Here is a 15,173-nt window from a genome sequence, read left to right as displayed (position 1 = left end):
CCTAGACGATGCCGGGGATTCTCACCTGACGGACAATGCCGCCCGGATCACGCTCCACGTCGACCCGTTGACCGAGCCGGAGCTTGCGCAGGCCGGAACCGTCGAACGCGGGCGCGCCGAAGGCCAGCTCAGTCCCGTCGTCCAGAAGAAGCGTGCCGCTGCGGTCGCCGGCGTCGAAGGTCGCGATCGTCCCCTGCATGGCCTCGACGCTACCGCCTCAGGCGGCCGGGACGCAGGCCACCTTGAGTCCCAGATCACGCAGGAGGGCGCAGGTGTGCCTCCCGGCGCCCAGGGCGAGGACGGTGGCCAGGTCGGCCGGGGTGTCGACGTCCTGCCGCAGGCCCGGCCAATCGCCCTCGAGGGCCCGCGCACCCGACTCGGCGTGGGCCCGCGCCGAGCCGATTCCGAAGAGCGGATTGAGGTGTACGCCCGCAGCGGCGCCCAGGAGCACGGTGCCGGTGCCCGCGGCGTCGGCCACGAAAGCCCGGTCGCCGACGGCGCTCAATGCCGCGTCGAACTCGGCCGGGCGCAGGGCCGGAAGATCACCGGCGAGCACCGCCCGGCGCCGGCCGAGCCCGGTGACCTCGTCGGCGCCGTACCGCATGGCCTCGTTCAGCCCGGCGCCCGGGAGATCGGGCACCACTCGCGCGCCCAGCTCTGTGACGGCCGTCGCGGTCACTGGGTCGTCGGTCACAACGATCAGATCGCACACGGAGATCACCGCGGTCGCTGTGTCGAGCACCATGGCGAGCGCCAGATCGGCGTGCCGGGACAGCGGAACCGCGCCGCGCAACCGGCTCTTGGCCGCGTGCAGCCGCTTGACCGGCATGATCGCCGTCCAGTCCCCACCCATTCGGCCAAGTGTGCCAGCCGGCGGCGGTAAGGACCCCTACCTGGTACCGCAGGCTTCGAGCGGGCATGATTTCGTATTTGAGACGCGGCGGGGACACGCCGCACAGCAGGTAGGAGGGGCCGTGGCGCACCGCAGGCTCGGATTCTGGCGGCGGTTCGCGGCCGTGCTGGTGATTCCCGTGCTCAAGGTCTGGACCAAGCGGACCTGGCTCGACATGGAGAAGATCCCGAAGACGGGCGGCGTGATCCTCGTCCCCAACCACGTGTCGCACTTCGATCCGCTCGTGGTCGCGCACTACATCTACGGCGCCGGCCGGTGGCCGCAGTTCCTCGGCAAGGCCAGCCTGTGGCGGGTGCCGGTGATGGGCCCGTTCCTGCGCAAGGTCAAGCAGATCCCGGTCGAGCGCGGCAGCGTCGAGGCCGTGAAGTCGCTCGACGTGCTCATCGACGCCCTGAACCAGAACGGCGTCGTGGTCATCTACCCCGAGGGCACGACCACCCGCGACCCCGAGCTGTGGCCGATGCGCGGCAAGACCGGCGCCGCCCGGCTGGCCCTGGTCACCGGGGCCCAGGTGATCCCGATGGCCAACTGGGGCGCCCACGAGATCTTCGACCCGCGGACCGGCAAGCTCAGCCTGCGCCCGCGGCGCCGGGTGACCGTGACCGCCGGCGACCCGGTCGATCTGAGCCGCTGGGCCGGCGCGACGCCGTCGCGGCCGGTGCTCGAGGAGATGACCGAGCACATCATGCGCGACATCAGCGCGCTGCTGGGCACGCTGCGCCACGAGCAGCCGCCGGCGGCGCTGTACGAGCGCCCGAAGAAGAACGCCATCACGTCGGAGGAGAGCGCATGACCCGGGCCGCGGTCATCGGATCGGGCGCCTGGGGCACCGCCTTCGCCAAGGTGCTGGCCGAGGCGGGCGCCGAGGTGACGATGTGGGCCCGGCGCGACGCGGTCGCCACCTCGATCCGGGACAGTCACGTCAACGAGGGCGCGCTGCCCGGCATCAAGCTGCCCGAGCGCATCTCCGCGACCACTGAGCTGGCCGAGGCGGTGGCCGGGGCCGAACTGGTGGCCATCGCGGTGCCGTCGCAGACGCTGCGCGGCAACCTGGCCGAGTGGGCCGGCGCCTTCGAGCCCGGCTCGACCATCGTGTCGCTGATGAAGGGCATCGAGCTCGGCACGACCAAGCGGATGAGCCAGGTCATCGTCGAGACCGCCCACGTCGAGCAGGACCGGGTGGTGGTGGTCTCCGGTCCCAACCTGGCGCCCGAGATCGCCGCCGAGCAGCCGGCCGCCACCGTGGTCGCCGGCACCGACGCCGAACGCTGCCGGGCCGTGCAGCACGCGATGGCCCTGCCGTACCTGCGCCCGTACACGAGCGAGGACCTGATCGGCTGCGAGCTGGGCGGCGCCGTCAAGAACGTGATCGCGCTGGCCTACGGGATGGCGGCCGCCATGGGCCTGGGCGACAACACCCGGGCGTCGCTGATCACCCGGGGGCTGGCCGAGACGGCCCGGCTGGGCGCGGCGCTGGGCGCCGACCCGCTGACCTTCGCCGGCCTCGCCGGTCTGGGTGACCTGGTCGCGACCTGCTCGTCCCCGCTGTCGCGCAACCGTACGTTCGGTGAGCAGCTCGGTCTCGGCAAGACGCTGGAGCAGGCCCAGGCGGCCGCCCGGCAGACCGCCGAGGGCGTGAAGAGCTGTCTGGCGATCCGCGACCTGGCGCGGGCGCACGGCGTGGAGATGCCGATCACCGAGCAGGTCGAGAAGGTCTGCCACGAAGGGGCCGACCCGCGGGTCGCCGTGAAACTGCTGATGGGCCGGGAGATGAAGCCGGAATGAGCGAGCGCAGCGAGCGAATCAGCCAGCTCAGTGCTGTTGTGCCTCATGCCGATTCGGAGCGAGGCGGAGAATTGGTATGAGCTATTCAGATGGGACACGCGCTGTGCACGCTGGGCTTCCCGAGCCCGCTGTCGGTGAGCCCTTTCTGCCCGGGCCGGTGTTCGCCGCGCCCTACCACCTCGACCCGGAGACCGGGCCGGGCCAGAACGACTACGCCCGCACCCAGCACCCGACCCGGCGCAACCTCGAGTCGGCCATCGGCGAGCTCGAGGGTGGCCGGACGCTGGTCTTCTCCAGCGGCCAGGCCGCCATCACGGCGCTGATGCTGTCGGTGCTGCGCACCGGCGACACCGTGGCCCTGCCGTCGGACGGCTACTTCACCGTCCGGGCGTTCGCCGAGGGCACGCTGCGCGACCTCGGCGTGAAGACGGTGCTCGTGCCGACCGCTGGGCCCTACCCGAGCTTCGAGGGCGTCCGGCTGGTCCTGCTGGAAACCCCGGCCAACCCCGGCCTCGACGTCTGCGACATCGAAGCCCTGTCGCGGGCCGCGCACGAGGCGGGCGCGCTGGTCGCGGTGGACAACACGACGGCCACGCCGCTCGGGCAGACGCCGCTGGCGCTCGGGGCCGACCTCGTCGTCGCCTCCGGTACCAAGGCGCTGACCGGCCACTCCGATGTCCTGCTGGGCTACGTGTCGACGAACGACGACGCGCTGCACGACAAGGTGGAGACCTGGCGCAAGCAAACCGGCGCCGTGCCGGGCGCGTTCGACGCGTGGCTGGCCCACCGCTCGATCGCCACGCTCGACCTGCGGCTGGCCCGGCAGACCCAGAACGCGGCCGCGGTGGCCGCGTTCCTGGCCTCGCGCGACGACGTGACCGGGGTGCGCTGGCCCGGCCTGGAGGGCGACCCGTCGTACCCGGTGGCCCGGCGGCAGATGCGCCGGATCCCCGGCGTGGTCTCGTTCGACCTCGGCGACGAGGCCCGGGTGGCCCGGTTCCTGGCCGCCTCTGGGCTGGTCTTCGCGGCCACCTCGTTCGGCGGCGTGCACAGCACGGCCGACCGGCGCGCCCAGTGGGGCGACGACACGTCGCCGGGCTTCGTGCGGTTCTCCTGCGGGATCGAGGACACCGCCGACCTGCTGGCCGATCTGACGGCGGCGCTGGACGAGGCGTGAGCGTGACCTGGAGCGGCTTCTCCGGTGACCAGGTCGCGTCGCTGACCCAGGGGGCGAGCTTCTTCGCGGAGCCGGGCGAGCGGGACTGCCCGGCCTGCGGGGAGCGCCGCCTGCGGGCGTACTTCACCGCGCCCGCCGGCGCCCGCCGCCCGACCCTGGTCAGCTACGTGTGGTGCTCGGGCTGCCGGAAGTTCGTCGGTACCCGGGCCAAGCACCCGGAGGGCCTGGTCCTCAGCGACCCGCTGGCCGTGCTGCCGGAGGCCGAGCGCCGCGACCTGGAGCGCAGCCTGACCGGCTTTTTGGCCCACCTGGACCGCCTCTGGGACTCCGGCGTGCTGCCGCAGACCTTCGCGGCCTAGGTCGAGAAATCTATTGAAGACCTTTGCTCCGTACGTCTATGGTTCGTTACATGAGTAATGAACCACTGAAGTAGGGAGGCTCGGCGCGTGTTCCACGACCGCAGCCCGATCTACCTCCAGATCGCCGAGGGCATCAAGAACGACATCCTCAGCGGCAGCCTCGAGGAGGAGCAGCAGGTGATGTCGACCAACCAGTACGCGGCGTTCTACCGGATCAACCCCGCCACCGCGGCGAAGGGCTTCGCCCAGCTCGTCGACGAGGGCGTGCTCTACAAACGGCGCGGGATCGGCATGTTCGTCAGTCCCGACGCCCGGGCCCGGCTCCGCGCCGAGCGGCGCGAGCGGTTCTTCGCCGAGGTGGTCGCCCCGATGCTCGACGAGGCGAAACGGATCGGCATCAGCGTCGACGAGATCGTCAAGCACCTGGGGGAGAAGTGAGCATCGAGATACGCGACCTCACCGTCCGGTACGGCGGGACCGTGGCCGTCGACAGCGTCGACCTCGACCTGGACGGCGGCAAGATCTACGGCCTGCTCGGCCGCAACGGCTCCGGCAAGACGAGCCTGCTGAGCGCGATCGCCTCGTACCGCAAGCCGTCCTCCGGTTTCGTCCGGATCGACGGCGAGGAGGCCTTCGAGAACCCGCGCGTGGCCCGCCGCACCTGCTTCGTCCGCGACACGCTCGACCTGAGCGACTCCGACCGCCTCCAGGCGGCGCTCGATCTGGCCGGCCGCCTGCGGCCCACGTGGGACGCCTCGTACGCCGCGCACCTGATCGAGGTCTTCGATCTGAAGCCCCGCAAGCGGGTCTCGGCGCTCTCCCGCGGCCAGCGCTCCGCCTTCGGCGTGGTGCTCGGGCTGGCCGCGCGCACCCCGCTGACCATCCTGGACGAGTCCTACCTCGGCATGGACGCGGTGGCGCGCACCCTGTTCTACCGCGAACTGCTGGACGACTACCTCCGGCACCCGCGCACTATCATCCTCTCCACCCACCTCATCGAGGAGGTCGCCGACCTGTTCGAGCGGGTGGTCATCATGGACCGCGGCCGGGTCATCGTGCACGACGAGACCGACGCCCTGCGCGGCCGCGGCGTCACCGTGACCGGCCCGGCCGAGGCCGTCACCGCCTTCACCGCCGGGCACACCGTCCTCGGCGAGCAGAACCTCGGCGGCGTGCGCGCCGTCACCCTCGACGGCCGCTTCGGGGCCGACGACATCGAGCGCGGCGAGGCGGCCGGGCTCAGCTTCGGCCCGATCGGCATCCAGGACCTGTTCGTCCACCTCACCTCGCAGCCGCTGGAGGCGTCGCGATGACCGTGTTCGGCACGCTGTTCCGGCTCTACCGGCCGATCCTGCTCATCTTCTGGGGCATCATGCTGGCCGTCGAGGTGATCGGACTGGTCGTCATCGACCAGGCGGTCGGCCCGAACAGGTTCAGCTTCTGGATCGTCATGGCCGGCGCCGCCATCAAGTACTGGCCGCTGGTCGCCGGCATCCTCGTGATCAGCCTGCATCTGAAGCTGTTCGTGGCCAACGGCATCACCCGCGGCGAGTTCCTGGGCGGCCTGGCGATGTTCGCGGTCGCGCTGACCGCGCTCTTCGCGGCCCTGGTCACCGTGGGGCACGCCATCGAGAGCACGCTGCTGGGCGCGCTCGACCTGCGCGGAGCCACCTATCCGGTCTTCACCCTCGACGGCGCTCTCGCGGAGTTCGGCCATCTCCTGCCGGGCTCGATGGCGTACATGGTGACCGGCATGCTCGTCACGGCCGGCTTCTACCGGTGGAACCCGTGGATCGGTGTGCCCCTGATCATCCCCGGCGCGATCCCCCTCGCCGTCGCCGACAACCTGGTCCGCTTCGACCAGTTCGGCGAGACCCCGCACCGGCTTCCGTACGGGCCGGCGCTGGTCATCACGCTCACCGTGCTCGTGGCCGGATTCCTCGTGGTGTACGGCGTCATGCGGGACACCCCGATCCGGCGGACCTCCGGCTGACTACGCGCCGTAAAGGCCTGATGAACTGCGAGTTCGCGCCGTACCGGCGGATCCCGGCGGTGGCTCACGCAGAGTAGGGTCACCCCCGGCAAGCCCGCTAGCGAGAGGCCCGAAGAGAAGTGACGACCCCTCGGAAGACCCGAGTCGCGATCGTGTTCGGCGGTCGCAGCACCGAGCACGCGATCTCCTGCGTGAGCGCCGGAGCGATTCTGGGCGCGCTGGATGCGGATCAGTACGAGGTGGTCCCGGTCGGCATCACCCGCTCGGGCCAGTGGGTGCTGGCCGGCGACGATCCCGCCACACTGGCGATCACCGACCGCAAGCTCCCGGAGATCACCGCGGCCAGCGGCGCTTCCGTGGTCCTGGCCGAGTCCGAGCTGATCGTCCGCGACGCGGCCGACGGCGTCTCCTCGCTGGCCGGGGTCGACGTCGTCTTCCCGGTGCTGCACGGGGCCTACGGCGAGGACGGCACCATCCAGGGCCTGCTCGAGATGGCCGGCCTGCCGTACGTGGGCGCCAACGTCTTCGCCTCGGCCGCGGCCATGGACAAAGAGTTCACCAAGAAGCTGGCGGCCGTCGAGGGCATCCCCGTCGGGCCGTACGCGGTGCTGCGCGCGGGCGTCTCGTTGTCGGAGGCCGACAAGGAGCGCCTGGGCCTGCCCGTCTTCGTGAAGCCGTCCCGGGCCGGCTCGTCGCACGGCATCACCAAGGTCAGCGACTGGGCCGACCTGGACGACGCCGTCGCCACGGCCCGGCGGATCGACCCCAAGGTGCTCGTCGAGGCCGCGATCGTCGGCCGCGAGATCGAGTGCGGGGTGCTCGAGAGCGAGGCCGGCGGCGCGCCGGACGCCTCGCTGCTGGCCGAGATCCACGTCGGCGACAACGACTGGTACGACTTCGAGACGAAATACATCACCGGCGGCGGCTACGACCTGCCGGCCACCCTGCCGGACGAGGTCACCCGCCAGGTCCAGGACTACGCGCGGCGCACCTTCACCGCGCTCGACTGCGCCGGCCTGGCCCGCGTCGACTTCTTCGTCACCGCCGACCACCAGATCTACCTGAACGAGATCAACACGATGCCGGGCATGACGCCGACCTCGATGTTCCCGCTCATGTGGGCGGCCACCGGGCTCGAGTACCCCAAGGTGGTCGACCGCCTGGTCCGCACCGCGCTACGCCGCGGCACCGGCCTTCACTGATTGCAGCCCGTGGGGACGCCGGCGGTCTTCGACTTCACCGTCTGGACCACGGCGTCCGAGAACTCGTTGGCCCACTGCCCGGTCTGCTCGTAGCTGCCGGGCACCTGGACCCGCACCGGAACCTCACGGTCCATCGTGGTGAAGACGTCGGTCGCCGGCAGGTCCTGCGCGTACCAGCAGACGCCGTTCATCTTCAGCATGGTGGCGTCCAGCGGCACGCAGCCCGGGTGGCCGCCGTCGACCCGCTCGCACATGGTCGGCTGGGGCAGGCCACACGCGACGGTGATGGCCGGTTCCCCGTACGCCGCGTTCTGCTCCGGGCCGGCGCTCACCTTGCGCTGGGGCAGGCCGCGGACGTCGGCGGGCAGCTGCGAGGTCACCGCCAGGCAGACCTGGGCCGTACGGGCGTCCAGCTTCGGCGCGTCCATCCGCACCGGAGTCGACGGCACCGCGACCGGGGTGGACGCGCTGGCGGCCGGCTCGGCGGCCTTCGGGTCACCGTCCGGCGCGATCTTCCAGAAGACCAGGAGACCCACGATCAGAGCCACGGGTACGGCGATGAGCGTGGCCCACAGTGCCGCGCCCCGGGCCGCCGGATCCGGCTTCTTGACCGGGGGGTTCTCCACGTCAACCATGTCAGAGGTTTACCACGGAGCAGGTCAGCGTCCGCATGATGCCCGGAACGTACTGGACTTTGCTCACAATGAGGCTGCCGAGGTCGTCGACCGTGTGCGCCTCGGCCAGCACGACCACGTCGTACGGCCCGGTGACCGCGTCGACTCGGACCACGCCGGGTATTTTGCCGATCGCGGCGGCCACGTCATGGGCCTTACCGACCTCGGTTTGGATCAGGATGTATGCCTGGACCACGCTCTGACTCCATTCCCCACCGCCGTAACCCGAACGTGAAACTACCGTAGTGACCCAGCAACGAAAGGCCGTACACGTGAGCATTGCCGAGGCCGGCGAGTTCGGGCTCATCGCCCGAGTGGTCGCGCGGCTCGAGACCGGCCCGACGACGCTGCTCGGTCCGGGCGACGACAGCGCGATCGTGGCCGCTCCCGACGGTCGGATAGTGGCATCCACCGATGTCCTTGTCGAGGGCCGGCACTTCCGGCGGGACTGGTCGAGCGCCACCGACGTCGGCCACCGGGCCGCCGCGGCCAACCTGGCCGACATCGCCGCGATGGGCGCGACACCGACCGCGCTGCTGGTCGCACTCTGCGCTACGCCCGATATGGACATCGCCTGGGCCGAAGACCTGGCCACCGGCCTGTCGGCCGAAGCCTCCCTGGTCGGGGCCGGTGTCGTCGGCGGTGACATGTCGTCCAGCCCGACCCTGACCATCGCCGTCACGGCCCTGGGCAACCTGGCCGGCCAGGCGCCCGTGGTCAGAAGCGGCGCCCAGCCGGGTGACGTCATCGCGCTGGCCGGCCGGGTGGGCCACGCGGCGGCCGGCTACACGGTGCTCTCCCGCGGATTCCGTACGCCGAAGGCCCTGGTCGAGGCCTACCGCCGCCCCGCGGTGCCGTACGCGGCCGGCCCCGCGGCCGCCCGCGCCGGCGCCACCTCGATGATCGACATCTCGGACGGCCTCCTCCAGGACATCGGCCACATCGCCCAGGCCAGCATCGTCGGCCTGGACATCCACACCAGCGCCTTCGAGGTTCCCGACCAGATGCGCGACGCGGCACAGGCCCTGGGCGTCGACCCCATGCAGTGGCTGCTGGCCGGTGGCGACGATCACGCCCTGGCGGCGACCTTCCCGGCCGAGGTGCCGCTGCCGGACGGCTGGCGCCCGATCGGACGGGTCCACGAGGGCACCGGCGTCACGGTCGACCAGAAGCCGTGGACCGGTCCGCTCGGCTGGGACCACTTCCGCTGACGGTGGCCCACGACACGCTGGCGGCCACCATCGGGCGTCCCTGATTAGTGTTGTCGTCGTGCCAGAGATCAAGATCAGGCGGGCCGAGCTCGCCGAGCCCGTGGTCCGCCTGCTGCTCGTCGACGTGATGCGAGAGCTGGCGGACCGCTACGGCGGCAGCGGCGACGACACCCCCGTCGACGCGGCCGAGTTCCTCCCGCCGAACGGCGACTTCTTCGTGGCCGACGACGGCGAGAAGCTGGTGGGGTGCGCCGGCTGGCGCCGCCACGGCGAGGACGCCGAGCTCAAACGCATGTTCACGGCGAAGGCGGCCCGAGGCCGGGGCCTGGGCCGCCGCCTGCTGGCCAAGGTCGAGGAGTCGGCCCGCGAGGCCGGCTGCCCCCGCGTCATCCTGGAGACAGGCGACAAACAGCCCGAGGCGATCGGCCTGTACGAGTCGGCCGGTTACACCCGCATCGAAGACTTCGGCTACTACGCCGGCGAGGAGGGCGTCCTGTCCTTCGCGAAGCCTCTCTGAGCTCCACCCGCCCGGCGCCCCGGCGCCGGGCGGCCTTCCCGACCCTTCCGCACCGCCGCATCTTTACGCCGAGCCGCCGCCCGTCCGCGCTACGCCTCGCCACACCGCGCCGCCCGTCCACGCCACGCCGCCCGTCCGCGCAGCCACGCCCTTCCGCGCGACGGTCCGGGCAAAGATAACCAGCCCTCCGGCCGGTTGGCCGAAGGGCTGGTGGACGAACTCAGGTCAGGCGCGAGTGACCTTGCCGGCCTTGATGCACGACGTGCAGGCCTTGACCTTGCGGGTCGTGCCACCACCGGCGGGGGTGCGCACAGACTGGATGTTCGGGTTCCAGCGGCGGTTGGTCCGCCGGTGCGAGTGGGACACGTTGTGGCCGAAGCCCGGTCCCTTGCCACAGACGTCGCACACGCTAGCCACGGGTAACTCCTGGGTCGAAACGAAAACTGAAGGCGCCCAGCGAGCATGGCCGCAGGCAACCCGGCAAGGTTACATGATGCCCGGGCGAGTCGGCGAATCGGTCCTGGCCACTCGCGGCGACCCGGCAATTGTCAGAGGTGGTTAGTACGATTTTCGCGTGCTCGAGACCCTGGACGCCGCCGCCGTTCGCCGCTGGTGCGGCGTCGGCCTCCGAGCGCTGAGAGCACACCAGCGCGAGATAGACGAGCTGAACGTCTACCCGGTGCCCGACGGCGACACCGGCACCAACCTGGTGCTCACCCTCACCTCGGCCCACGAGGCCCTGGAGGCGAGCGAGGTCCCCGAGGCCACTGAGACGGCGAGGTCCGCGGCCACCCCGAGCGGCGCACCGGCTCCCCGGACGGAGACGCCTCCCGGCCTGACTGAGACGCCTCCCGGCCTGACTGAGACGGCTCCCACCCTGACCGAGTCGCCTCCCGCCCTGACCGAGTCGCCTTCAGGCCTGGCCGAGACGCCTACCGGCCTGGCCGAGACGCCTACCGGCCTGGCCGAGACGCCTACCGGCCTGGCCGGGGCGATGGGGGGCACGCCGGCTGCCTTGACCGGGGTGGTGGAGGGCACGCCGGCCGGCTTGGGCGGGACGGCGGACAGCACGCCGCTGGCGCGGGCCATGCGGCTGATGGCCAGGGGTGCGCTGCTGGGGGCGCGGGGCAACTCCGGGGTGATCGTCTCGCAGATCCTGCGGGGCATGGCCGACAGCCTCGCCGCGTCGGCCGCCGTGCGTGGCGCCGAGCTGGCGCGGGCTCTGCGGTCCGCTTCCGAGGCGGCCTACGCGGCCGTGGCCCGTCCGGTCGAGGGCACCGTCCTCTCCGTGGTGGCCGCCGCGGCCGAGGCCGCCGCCCGGATCAAGTCCGACGACCTGCTGGCGGTGGCCCGGGCCGCCGCCCGCGCCGCCTCCGAGGCCCTGGCCCGTACTCCACAGCAGCTCCCCGCCCTGGCCCGGGCCGGCGTCGTCGACGCCGGCGGCCGCGGCCTCTGCCTCTTGCTCGACGCCCTGGTCGAGGTTCTGACCCCAGCCACGGCCCCACACGACGACGAACTCGCCGAACCGAACACCAAGCCCGCCCTCACCGACAGCCCGTCCCCAAGCACCGGCCCTTCCTCCAGCGGCGCCCCTTCGCCCGGCGGCGGCCCCTCCGTCGGCGGTGGCTCTTCGCCCGGCGGCGGCCCTTCCTCCAGCGGCGCCCCTTCGCCCGGCGGCGGTCCCTCCGTCGGCGGTGGCTCTGCGCCCGGCGGCGGCCCTTCCTCCAGCGGTGGCTCTTTGCCTGGTCCCCGGTCAGTGGGCACGCCGGGAGCCGGGCCGGGCGGGTCGGCGTTCGAGTCCGATGGCGCCCTCGCATCCGACCTGACGCGGCAGACGGGGCGGGCGTTCTCGGCGAGCAGCGCCGACTCCGGCCGCGGGGCTGGAGCGGAGGGCGGCTTCGGGTTCGAGGTGCAATATCTGCTCGAGGCCGAACCGGTGGCGGTCGACCGGCTGCGGCGGGTGCTGGACGCCCTCGGTGACTCGCTTGTCGTCGTCGGCAGTGGCGGCGATGGTTCGCAGACCTGGAACGTGCACGTCCATGTCGGCGCGGCCGGGATCGGGCCCGCTGTCGAAGCCGGTGTCGAGGCCGGGCGGCCACATCGGATCAGTGTCACGCCGCTGGACGACAGTGGGCACGGGCCCGGTGAGGCCGAGCGGCCCGCCAGCGGGCGCGGGGCCGTCGTCGTCGCCGCCGGGGACGGGCTCACCTCGCTCTTCGAGGCCGAAGGGGCCACCGTCGTCGGGCGTAATCCGTCGACCCGGGAGATGCTCGAGGCCATCGCCGCCTCCGGGGCCCGGTGTGTCGTTCTGCTGCCCAACGACGCCAACACCCACGCTGTCGCCGTCTCCGCCGCCCGGGAGGCCGAGAGCAACGGATTCCGGGTCAGTGTCGTGCCCACCCGGTCGCCGGTGCAGGCGCTGGCCGCTCTCGCCGTACGGGATCCGGGCCGGTCCTTCGCCGACGATGTCATCGCCATGGCCGAGGCGGCCGGCGCCTGCCGGTACGGCGAGGTCTGCACCGCCCAGCGTGACTCGCTCACCGTGGCCGGGCCGTGCCGGGCCGGTGACCTGCTGGGGCTGGTCGACGGGGAGGTGCACGTGATCGGTGACGATGTCGCCGCCGTCGGTCTTCAGCTGCTCGACCGCATGCTCGGCGGTGGCGGCGAGATGGCCACCCTCGTGCTCGGCGCGGACGCCCCGGACGGCCTCGAGGGCAAGCTACGGGCGTACGTCACCCGGGCCTGGCCTTTTGTCGAGGTGCAGAGCTACGCCGGCGGGCAACCCCGCTATCACCTGCTGGTTGGAGTGGAATGACCACCATCGACACCCCGCTGGAGAAGGTCCTCGGCGCCAAGACGGCCAAGGCCCTCGCCGACCACCTCGAGTTGCACACCGCCGGGGATCTCGTCTACCACTTCCCGCGCCGCTACGACGAGCGCGGCGAGCACACCGACATGCGCGGCCTGCAGATCGGGGAGCAGGTCACCCTGCTGGCCCAGGTGCAGGGCATCGCCGTCAAGCCGATGCGGCAGCGCCGCGGCAACATGCTCGAGGTCACCATCGGCGACGGCTCCGGCGCCACCCTGACCTGCACCTTCTTCAACCAGGCGTGGCGCGAGCGGGAGCTGCGCAAGGGGCGCTGGGGACTGTTCGCGGGCAAGGTGACCGACTTCCGGGGCAAGCGGCAGCTCAACGGCCCGGCGTACCAGCTGCTCAGCGCCGACGCCACGCAGGACGAGGCGGCCGAGGAGATCGAGGAGTTCGCGGGGGCGCTGATCCCGGTCTATCCGGCCGCGCAGGCCGTGCCGACCTGGGTGATCGCCAAGTGTGTGCGGACGTTGCTGGACACGTTCGAGGCGCCGCCCGATCCGCTGCCGGCTCCGGTGCGGGCCAACCGCAACCTGATCGGCATCGGCAAGGCGCTGCACGAGATCCACCGCCCCACGTCGCAGGAGGCGCTGCAGGTCGCGAAGTACCGCCTCAAGTGGGACGAGGCCTTCGCCGTTCAGGTGACCCTGGCGCAGCGCCGGAAGAAGGCCGCGGAGTCGCCGGGACGGGCCCGGCCCCGCAAGGACGGCGGCATTCTGGCCAAGTTCGACGCCGGCCTGCCGTACGAGCTGACCGACGGCCAGCGCAGCGTCGGCGAGGAGATCGCCGCCGACCTGGGCCAGGCGCACCCGATGCACCGGCTCCTGCAGGGCGAGGTCGGTTCGGGCAAGACCCTCGTCTCCGTACGGGCGATGCTCCAGGTCGTCGACGCCGGCGGCCAGGCCGCCCTGCTGGCGCCGACCGAGGTCCTGGCCACCCAGCATTTCCGCGGGATCAGCGCGCAGCTGGGCGCGCTCGGCCGGGCCGGTGAGATCGACGGCGATCCGGCCGGCACCCAGCTCACCCTGGTCACCGGCTCGCTCGGCGCCGTCGCCAAGAGGAACGCGCTGGCCAAGGTGGCCGACGGCACGGCCGGCATCGTCGTGGGCACACACGCTTTGCTGTACGAGGGTGTCGAGTTCCGCGATCTCGGACTGGTGGTCGTCGACGAGCAGCACCGGTTCGGGGTCGAGCAGCGTGACGCGCTGCGGGCCAAGGCCGCCACCCCGCCGCACGTGCTGGTGATGACCGCGACGCCGATCCCGCGCACGGTCGCCATGACCGTCTACGGCGATCTCGAGACGTCGGTGTTGTCGCAGTTGCCGCGGGGCCGTTCGCCGATCGCCTCGCATGTGGTGCCGCCCGAGAAGCCGGCCTTCCTCGACCGGGCCTGGCGCCGGCTGCGCGAGGAGGTCCAGGCCGGACACCAGGCGTACGTGGTATGCCCGCGCATCGGCACCGACGGCACCGAGGAGGAGGAGCCGCCGGGCGACAACGAGCCGGCGCGCCGCCCGCCCCTGGCCGTGATGGAGGTGGCGCCGATCCTCGAGGAGGGCCCGCTGCGCGGCCTGCGGATCGGGGTGCTGCACGGCAAGCTGCCGGCCGACGAGAAGGACGCGGTGATGCGCCGTTTCGCCGCCGGTGACCTGGACGTGCTGGTGGCGACCACGGTGATCGAGGTCGGCGTGGACGTGCCGAACGCGACAGTCATGGTGATCATGGACGCCGACCGGTTCGGCGTCTCCCAGCTCCACCAGCTGCGCGGGCGGGTCGGCCGGGGTTCCGCCGCCGGCATCTGCCTGCTGGTCACCGAGTCGGTGGAGGGCACGGCGGCCCGCGAGCGGCTGGACGCGGTGGCGTCCACCACTGACGGCTTCAAGCTTTCCGAGATCGACCTGGAGCAGCGCCGCGAGGGCGACGTGCTGGGCGCCTCGCAGTCCGGCAAGCATTCGCATCTGCGGCTGCTGTCGCTGCTGCGCGACACCAAGCTGATCACCGACGCCCGGGCCGAGGCGGCCGAGCTGGTCGGCGACGATCCCAGCCTGTCCAAATACCCTGCTCTGGCCGCCTCGGTGGCCGCGTTCGTCGACGAGGAGCGGGCCGAGTACCTGGAGAAGGGATGATTCTGCACATCTGCTCCCGCGCCGCCTGGGACGAGGCGGTCCGGGCGGGGACGTACGAGGGTGACACGCTGGCCCGGCAGGGCTACATCCACTGCTCGACGGCCGCGCAGGTCAGCGGCCCGGCCAACTTCCTGTTCCACGGCCGGCGCGACCTCGTCCTGCTGGAGATCGACGAGGACCGGCTGCCCGTGCCGGTGACCTGGGAACAGGGTGATCCGCCCAAGCCGGACGGAGAGCTCTTCCCCCATCTGTACGCGGCGTTGCCGGTCGCCGCCGTGGTGGCCGTCCACCCGTACCTCCCGGAACCGGACGGGTCGTTCCTGCCGCCCCGGATATGACAAAAGCGCCCC

General features: G+C 71.9%; 18 protein-coding genes. 13 read left to right on the top strand and 5 right to left on the bottom strand.

The annotated features are described in order from the left end of the window. Nucleotide 1: 1 nt before the first annotated feature. Together AB0C26_RS05995 and cofC are read right to left on the bottom strand one after the other, a co-directional pair. Complete coding sequence (locus AB0C26_RS05995) at nt 2-199, bottom strand: cold-shock protein (RefSeq protein WP_360242174.1); 198 nt, start codon at nt 197-199, stop codon at nt 2-4. 18 nt (nt 200-217) lie between these two features. Continuing rightward, nucleotides 218-853, bottom strand: a complete 636-nt coding sequence (gene cofC, locus AB0C26_RS05990; protein ID WP_360242171.1) for a 2-phospho-L-lactate guanylyltransferase — start codon at nt 851-853, stop codon at nt 218-220. 121 nt (nt 854-974) lie between these two features. On the opposite strand from cofC, the gene AB0C26_RS05985 reads away from it, so the two are divergent. From AB0C26_RS05985 to AB0C26_RS05950, 8 genes are all read left to right on the top strand, one after another. After that, nucleotides 975-1,706: a lysophospholipid acyltransferase family protein gene (locus AB0C26_RS05985; RefSeq protein WP_360242168.1), complete on the top strand. Its 732-nt coding sequence runs from the start codon at nt 975-977 to the stop codon at nt 1,704-1,706. Then, a complete protein-coding gene (locus tag AB0C26_RS05980) occupies nt 1,703-2,698 on the top strand; it encodes an NAD(P)H-dependent glycerol-3-phosphate dehydrogenase (RefSeq protein WP_360242165.1) in 996 nt (331 codons plus the stop codon). Before AB0C26_RS05985 ends, AB0C26_RS05980 begins: the two co-directional genes overlap by 4 nt. Nucleotides 2,699-2,774: 76 nt before the next feature. Further along, nucleotides 2,775-3,875, top strand: coding sequence for a cystathionine gamma-lyase (locus AB0C26_RS05975; protein WP_360242162.1), 1,101 nt, complete (start codon nt 2,775-2,777; stop codon nt 3,873-3,875). Further along, nucleotides 3,872-4,234, top strand: coding sequence for a hypothetical protein (locus tag AB0C26_RS05970; RefSeq protein WP_360242159.1), 363 nt, complete (start codon nt 3,872-3,874; stop codon nt 4,232-4,234). The genes AB0C26_RS05975 and AB0C26_RS05970 overlap by 4 nt, the downstream gene beginning before the upstream one ends. A gap of 87 nt (nt 4,235-4,321) precedes the next feature. Continuing rightward, nucleotides 4,322-4,672: a GntR family transcriptional regulator gene (locus AB0C26_RS05965; RefSeq protein ID WP_360242156.1), complete on the top strand. Its 351-nt coding sequence runs from the start codon at nt 4,322-4,324 to the stop codon at nt 4,670-4,672. Then, nucleotides 4,669-5,547, top strand: a complete 879-nt coding sequence (locus AB0C26_RS05960; protein WP_360242153.1) for an ABC transporter ATP-binding protein — start codon at nt 4,669-4,671, stop codon at nt 5,545-5,547. The genes AB0C26_RS05965 and AB0C26_RS05960 overlap by 4 nt, the downstream gene beginning before the upstream one ends. Further along, nucleotides 5,544-6,227 (top strand): hypothetical protein, encoded by a 684-nt coding sequence (locus AB0C26_RS05955; protein WP_360242150.1) that lies wholly within the window; start codon nt 5,544-5,546, stop codon nt 6,225-6,227. Before AB0C26_RS05960 ends, AB0C26_RS05955 begins: the two co-directional genes overlap by 4 nt. A 119-nt stretch (nt 6,228-6,346) precedes the next feature. Further along, nucleotides 6,347-7,429 (top strand): D-alanine--D-alanine ligase family protein, encoded by a 1,083-nt coding sequence (locus tag AB0C26_RS05950; protein ID WP_360242147.1) that lies wholly within the window; start codon nt 6,347-6,349, stop codon nt 7,427-7,429. On the opposite strand, the gene AB0C26_RS05945 is transcribed toward AB0C26_RS05950, so the two are convergent. Together AB0C26_RS05945 and AB0C26_RS05940 are read right to left on the bottom strand one after the other, a co-directional pair. Beyond that, the gene (locus tag AB0C26_RS05945) at nt 7,423-8,064 is read right to left on the bottom strand and encodes a DUF3515 family protein (protein ID WP_360242144.1); all 642 of its coding nucleotides are present in this window, start codon (nt 8,062-8,064) and stop codon (nt 7,423-7,425) included. The two genes, AB0C26_RS05950 and AB0C26_RS05945, sit on opposite strands and share 7 nt — an antisense overlap. 1 nt (nt 8,065) lies before the next feature. Then, the gene (locus AB0C26_RS05940; protein WP_097318348.1) at nt 8,066-8,299 is read right to left on the bottom strand and encodes an Lrp/AsnC ligand binding domain-containing protein; all 234 of its coding nucleotides are present in this window, start codon (nt 8,297-8,299) and stop codon (nt 8,066-8,068) included. Nucleotides 8,300-8,375: 76 nt separating this feature from the next. Here AB0C26_RS05940 and AB0C26_RS05935 point away from each other — a divergent pair, with 76 nt between their 5' ends. Next, nucleotides 8,376-9,314, top strand: a complete 939-nt coding sequence (locus tag AB0C26_RS05935; RefSeq protein WP_360243577.1) for a thiamine-phosphate kinase — start codon at nt 8,376-8,378, stop codon at nt 9,312-9,314. Between the two features lie 67 nt (nt 9,315-9,381). Beyond that, nucleotides 9,382-9,831, top strand: coding sequence for a GNAT family N-acetyltransferase (locus AB0C26_RS05930; RefSeq protein WP_360243575.1), 450 nt, complete (start codon nt 9,382-9,384; stop codon nt 9,829-9,831). 225 nt (nt 9,832-10,056) lie between these two features. Here AB0C26_RS05930 and rpmB read toward each other — a convergent pair whose 3' ends face one another. Beyond that, nucleotides 10,057-10,248 carry a 50S ribosomal protein L28 gene (gene rpmB / locus AB0C26_RS05925; protein WP_097318353.1) on the bottom strand — a complete coding sequence of 64 codons (192 nt, stop codon included), beginning with the start codon at nt 10,246-10,248 and terminating at the stop codon, nt 10,057-10,059. 157 nt (nt 10,249-10,405) lie between these two features. Between rpmB and AB0C26_RS05920 the strand changes: the two genes are divergently transcribed. The 3 genes from AB0C26_RS05920 to AB0C26_RS05910 are packed head-to-tail and all read left to right on the top strand — an operon-like array spanning nt 10,406 to nt 15,161. Continuing rightward, nucleotides 10,406-12,646 (top strand): DAK2 domain-containing protein, encoded by a 2,241-nt coding sequence (locus AB0C26_RS05920; protein WP_360242139.1) that lies wholly within the window; start codon nt 10,406-10,408, stop codon nt 12,644-12,646. Next, the gene (gene recG / locus AB0C26_RS05915) at nt 12,643-14,823 is read left to right on the top strand and encodes an ATP-dependent DNA helicase RecG (protein WP_360242136.1); all 2,181 of its coding nucleotides are present in this window, start codon (nt 12,643-12,645) and stop codon (nt 14,821-14,823) included. The genes AB0C26_RS05920 and recG overlap by 4 nt, the downstream gene beginning before the upstream one ends. Continuing rightward, on the top strand, nt 14,820-15,161 hold the full coding sequence (locus AB0C26_RS05910; protein ID WP_360242133.1) for a DUF952 domain-containing protein: 342 nt from the start codon (nt 14,820-14,822) through the stop codon (nt 15,159-15,161). The genes recG and AB0C26_RS05910 overlap by 4 nt, the downstream gene beginning before the upstream one ends. Nucleotides 15,162-15,173: the final 12 nt, after the last annotated feature.

This window comes from Actinoplanes sp. NPDC048796 (genome assembly GCF_040650035.1).
GTDB lineage: Bacteria > Actinomycetota > Actinomycetes > Mycobacteriales > Micromonosporaceae > Actinoplanes.
The sequence above is the reverse complement of the archived record's forward strand: the minus strand, read 5'-3'. Positions and strand labels throughout refer to the sequence as shown.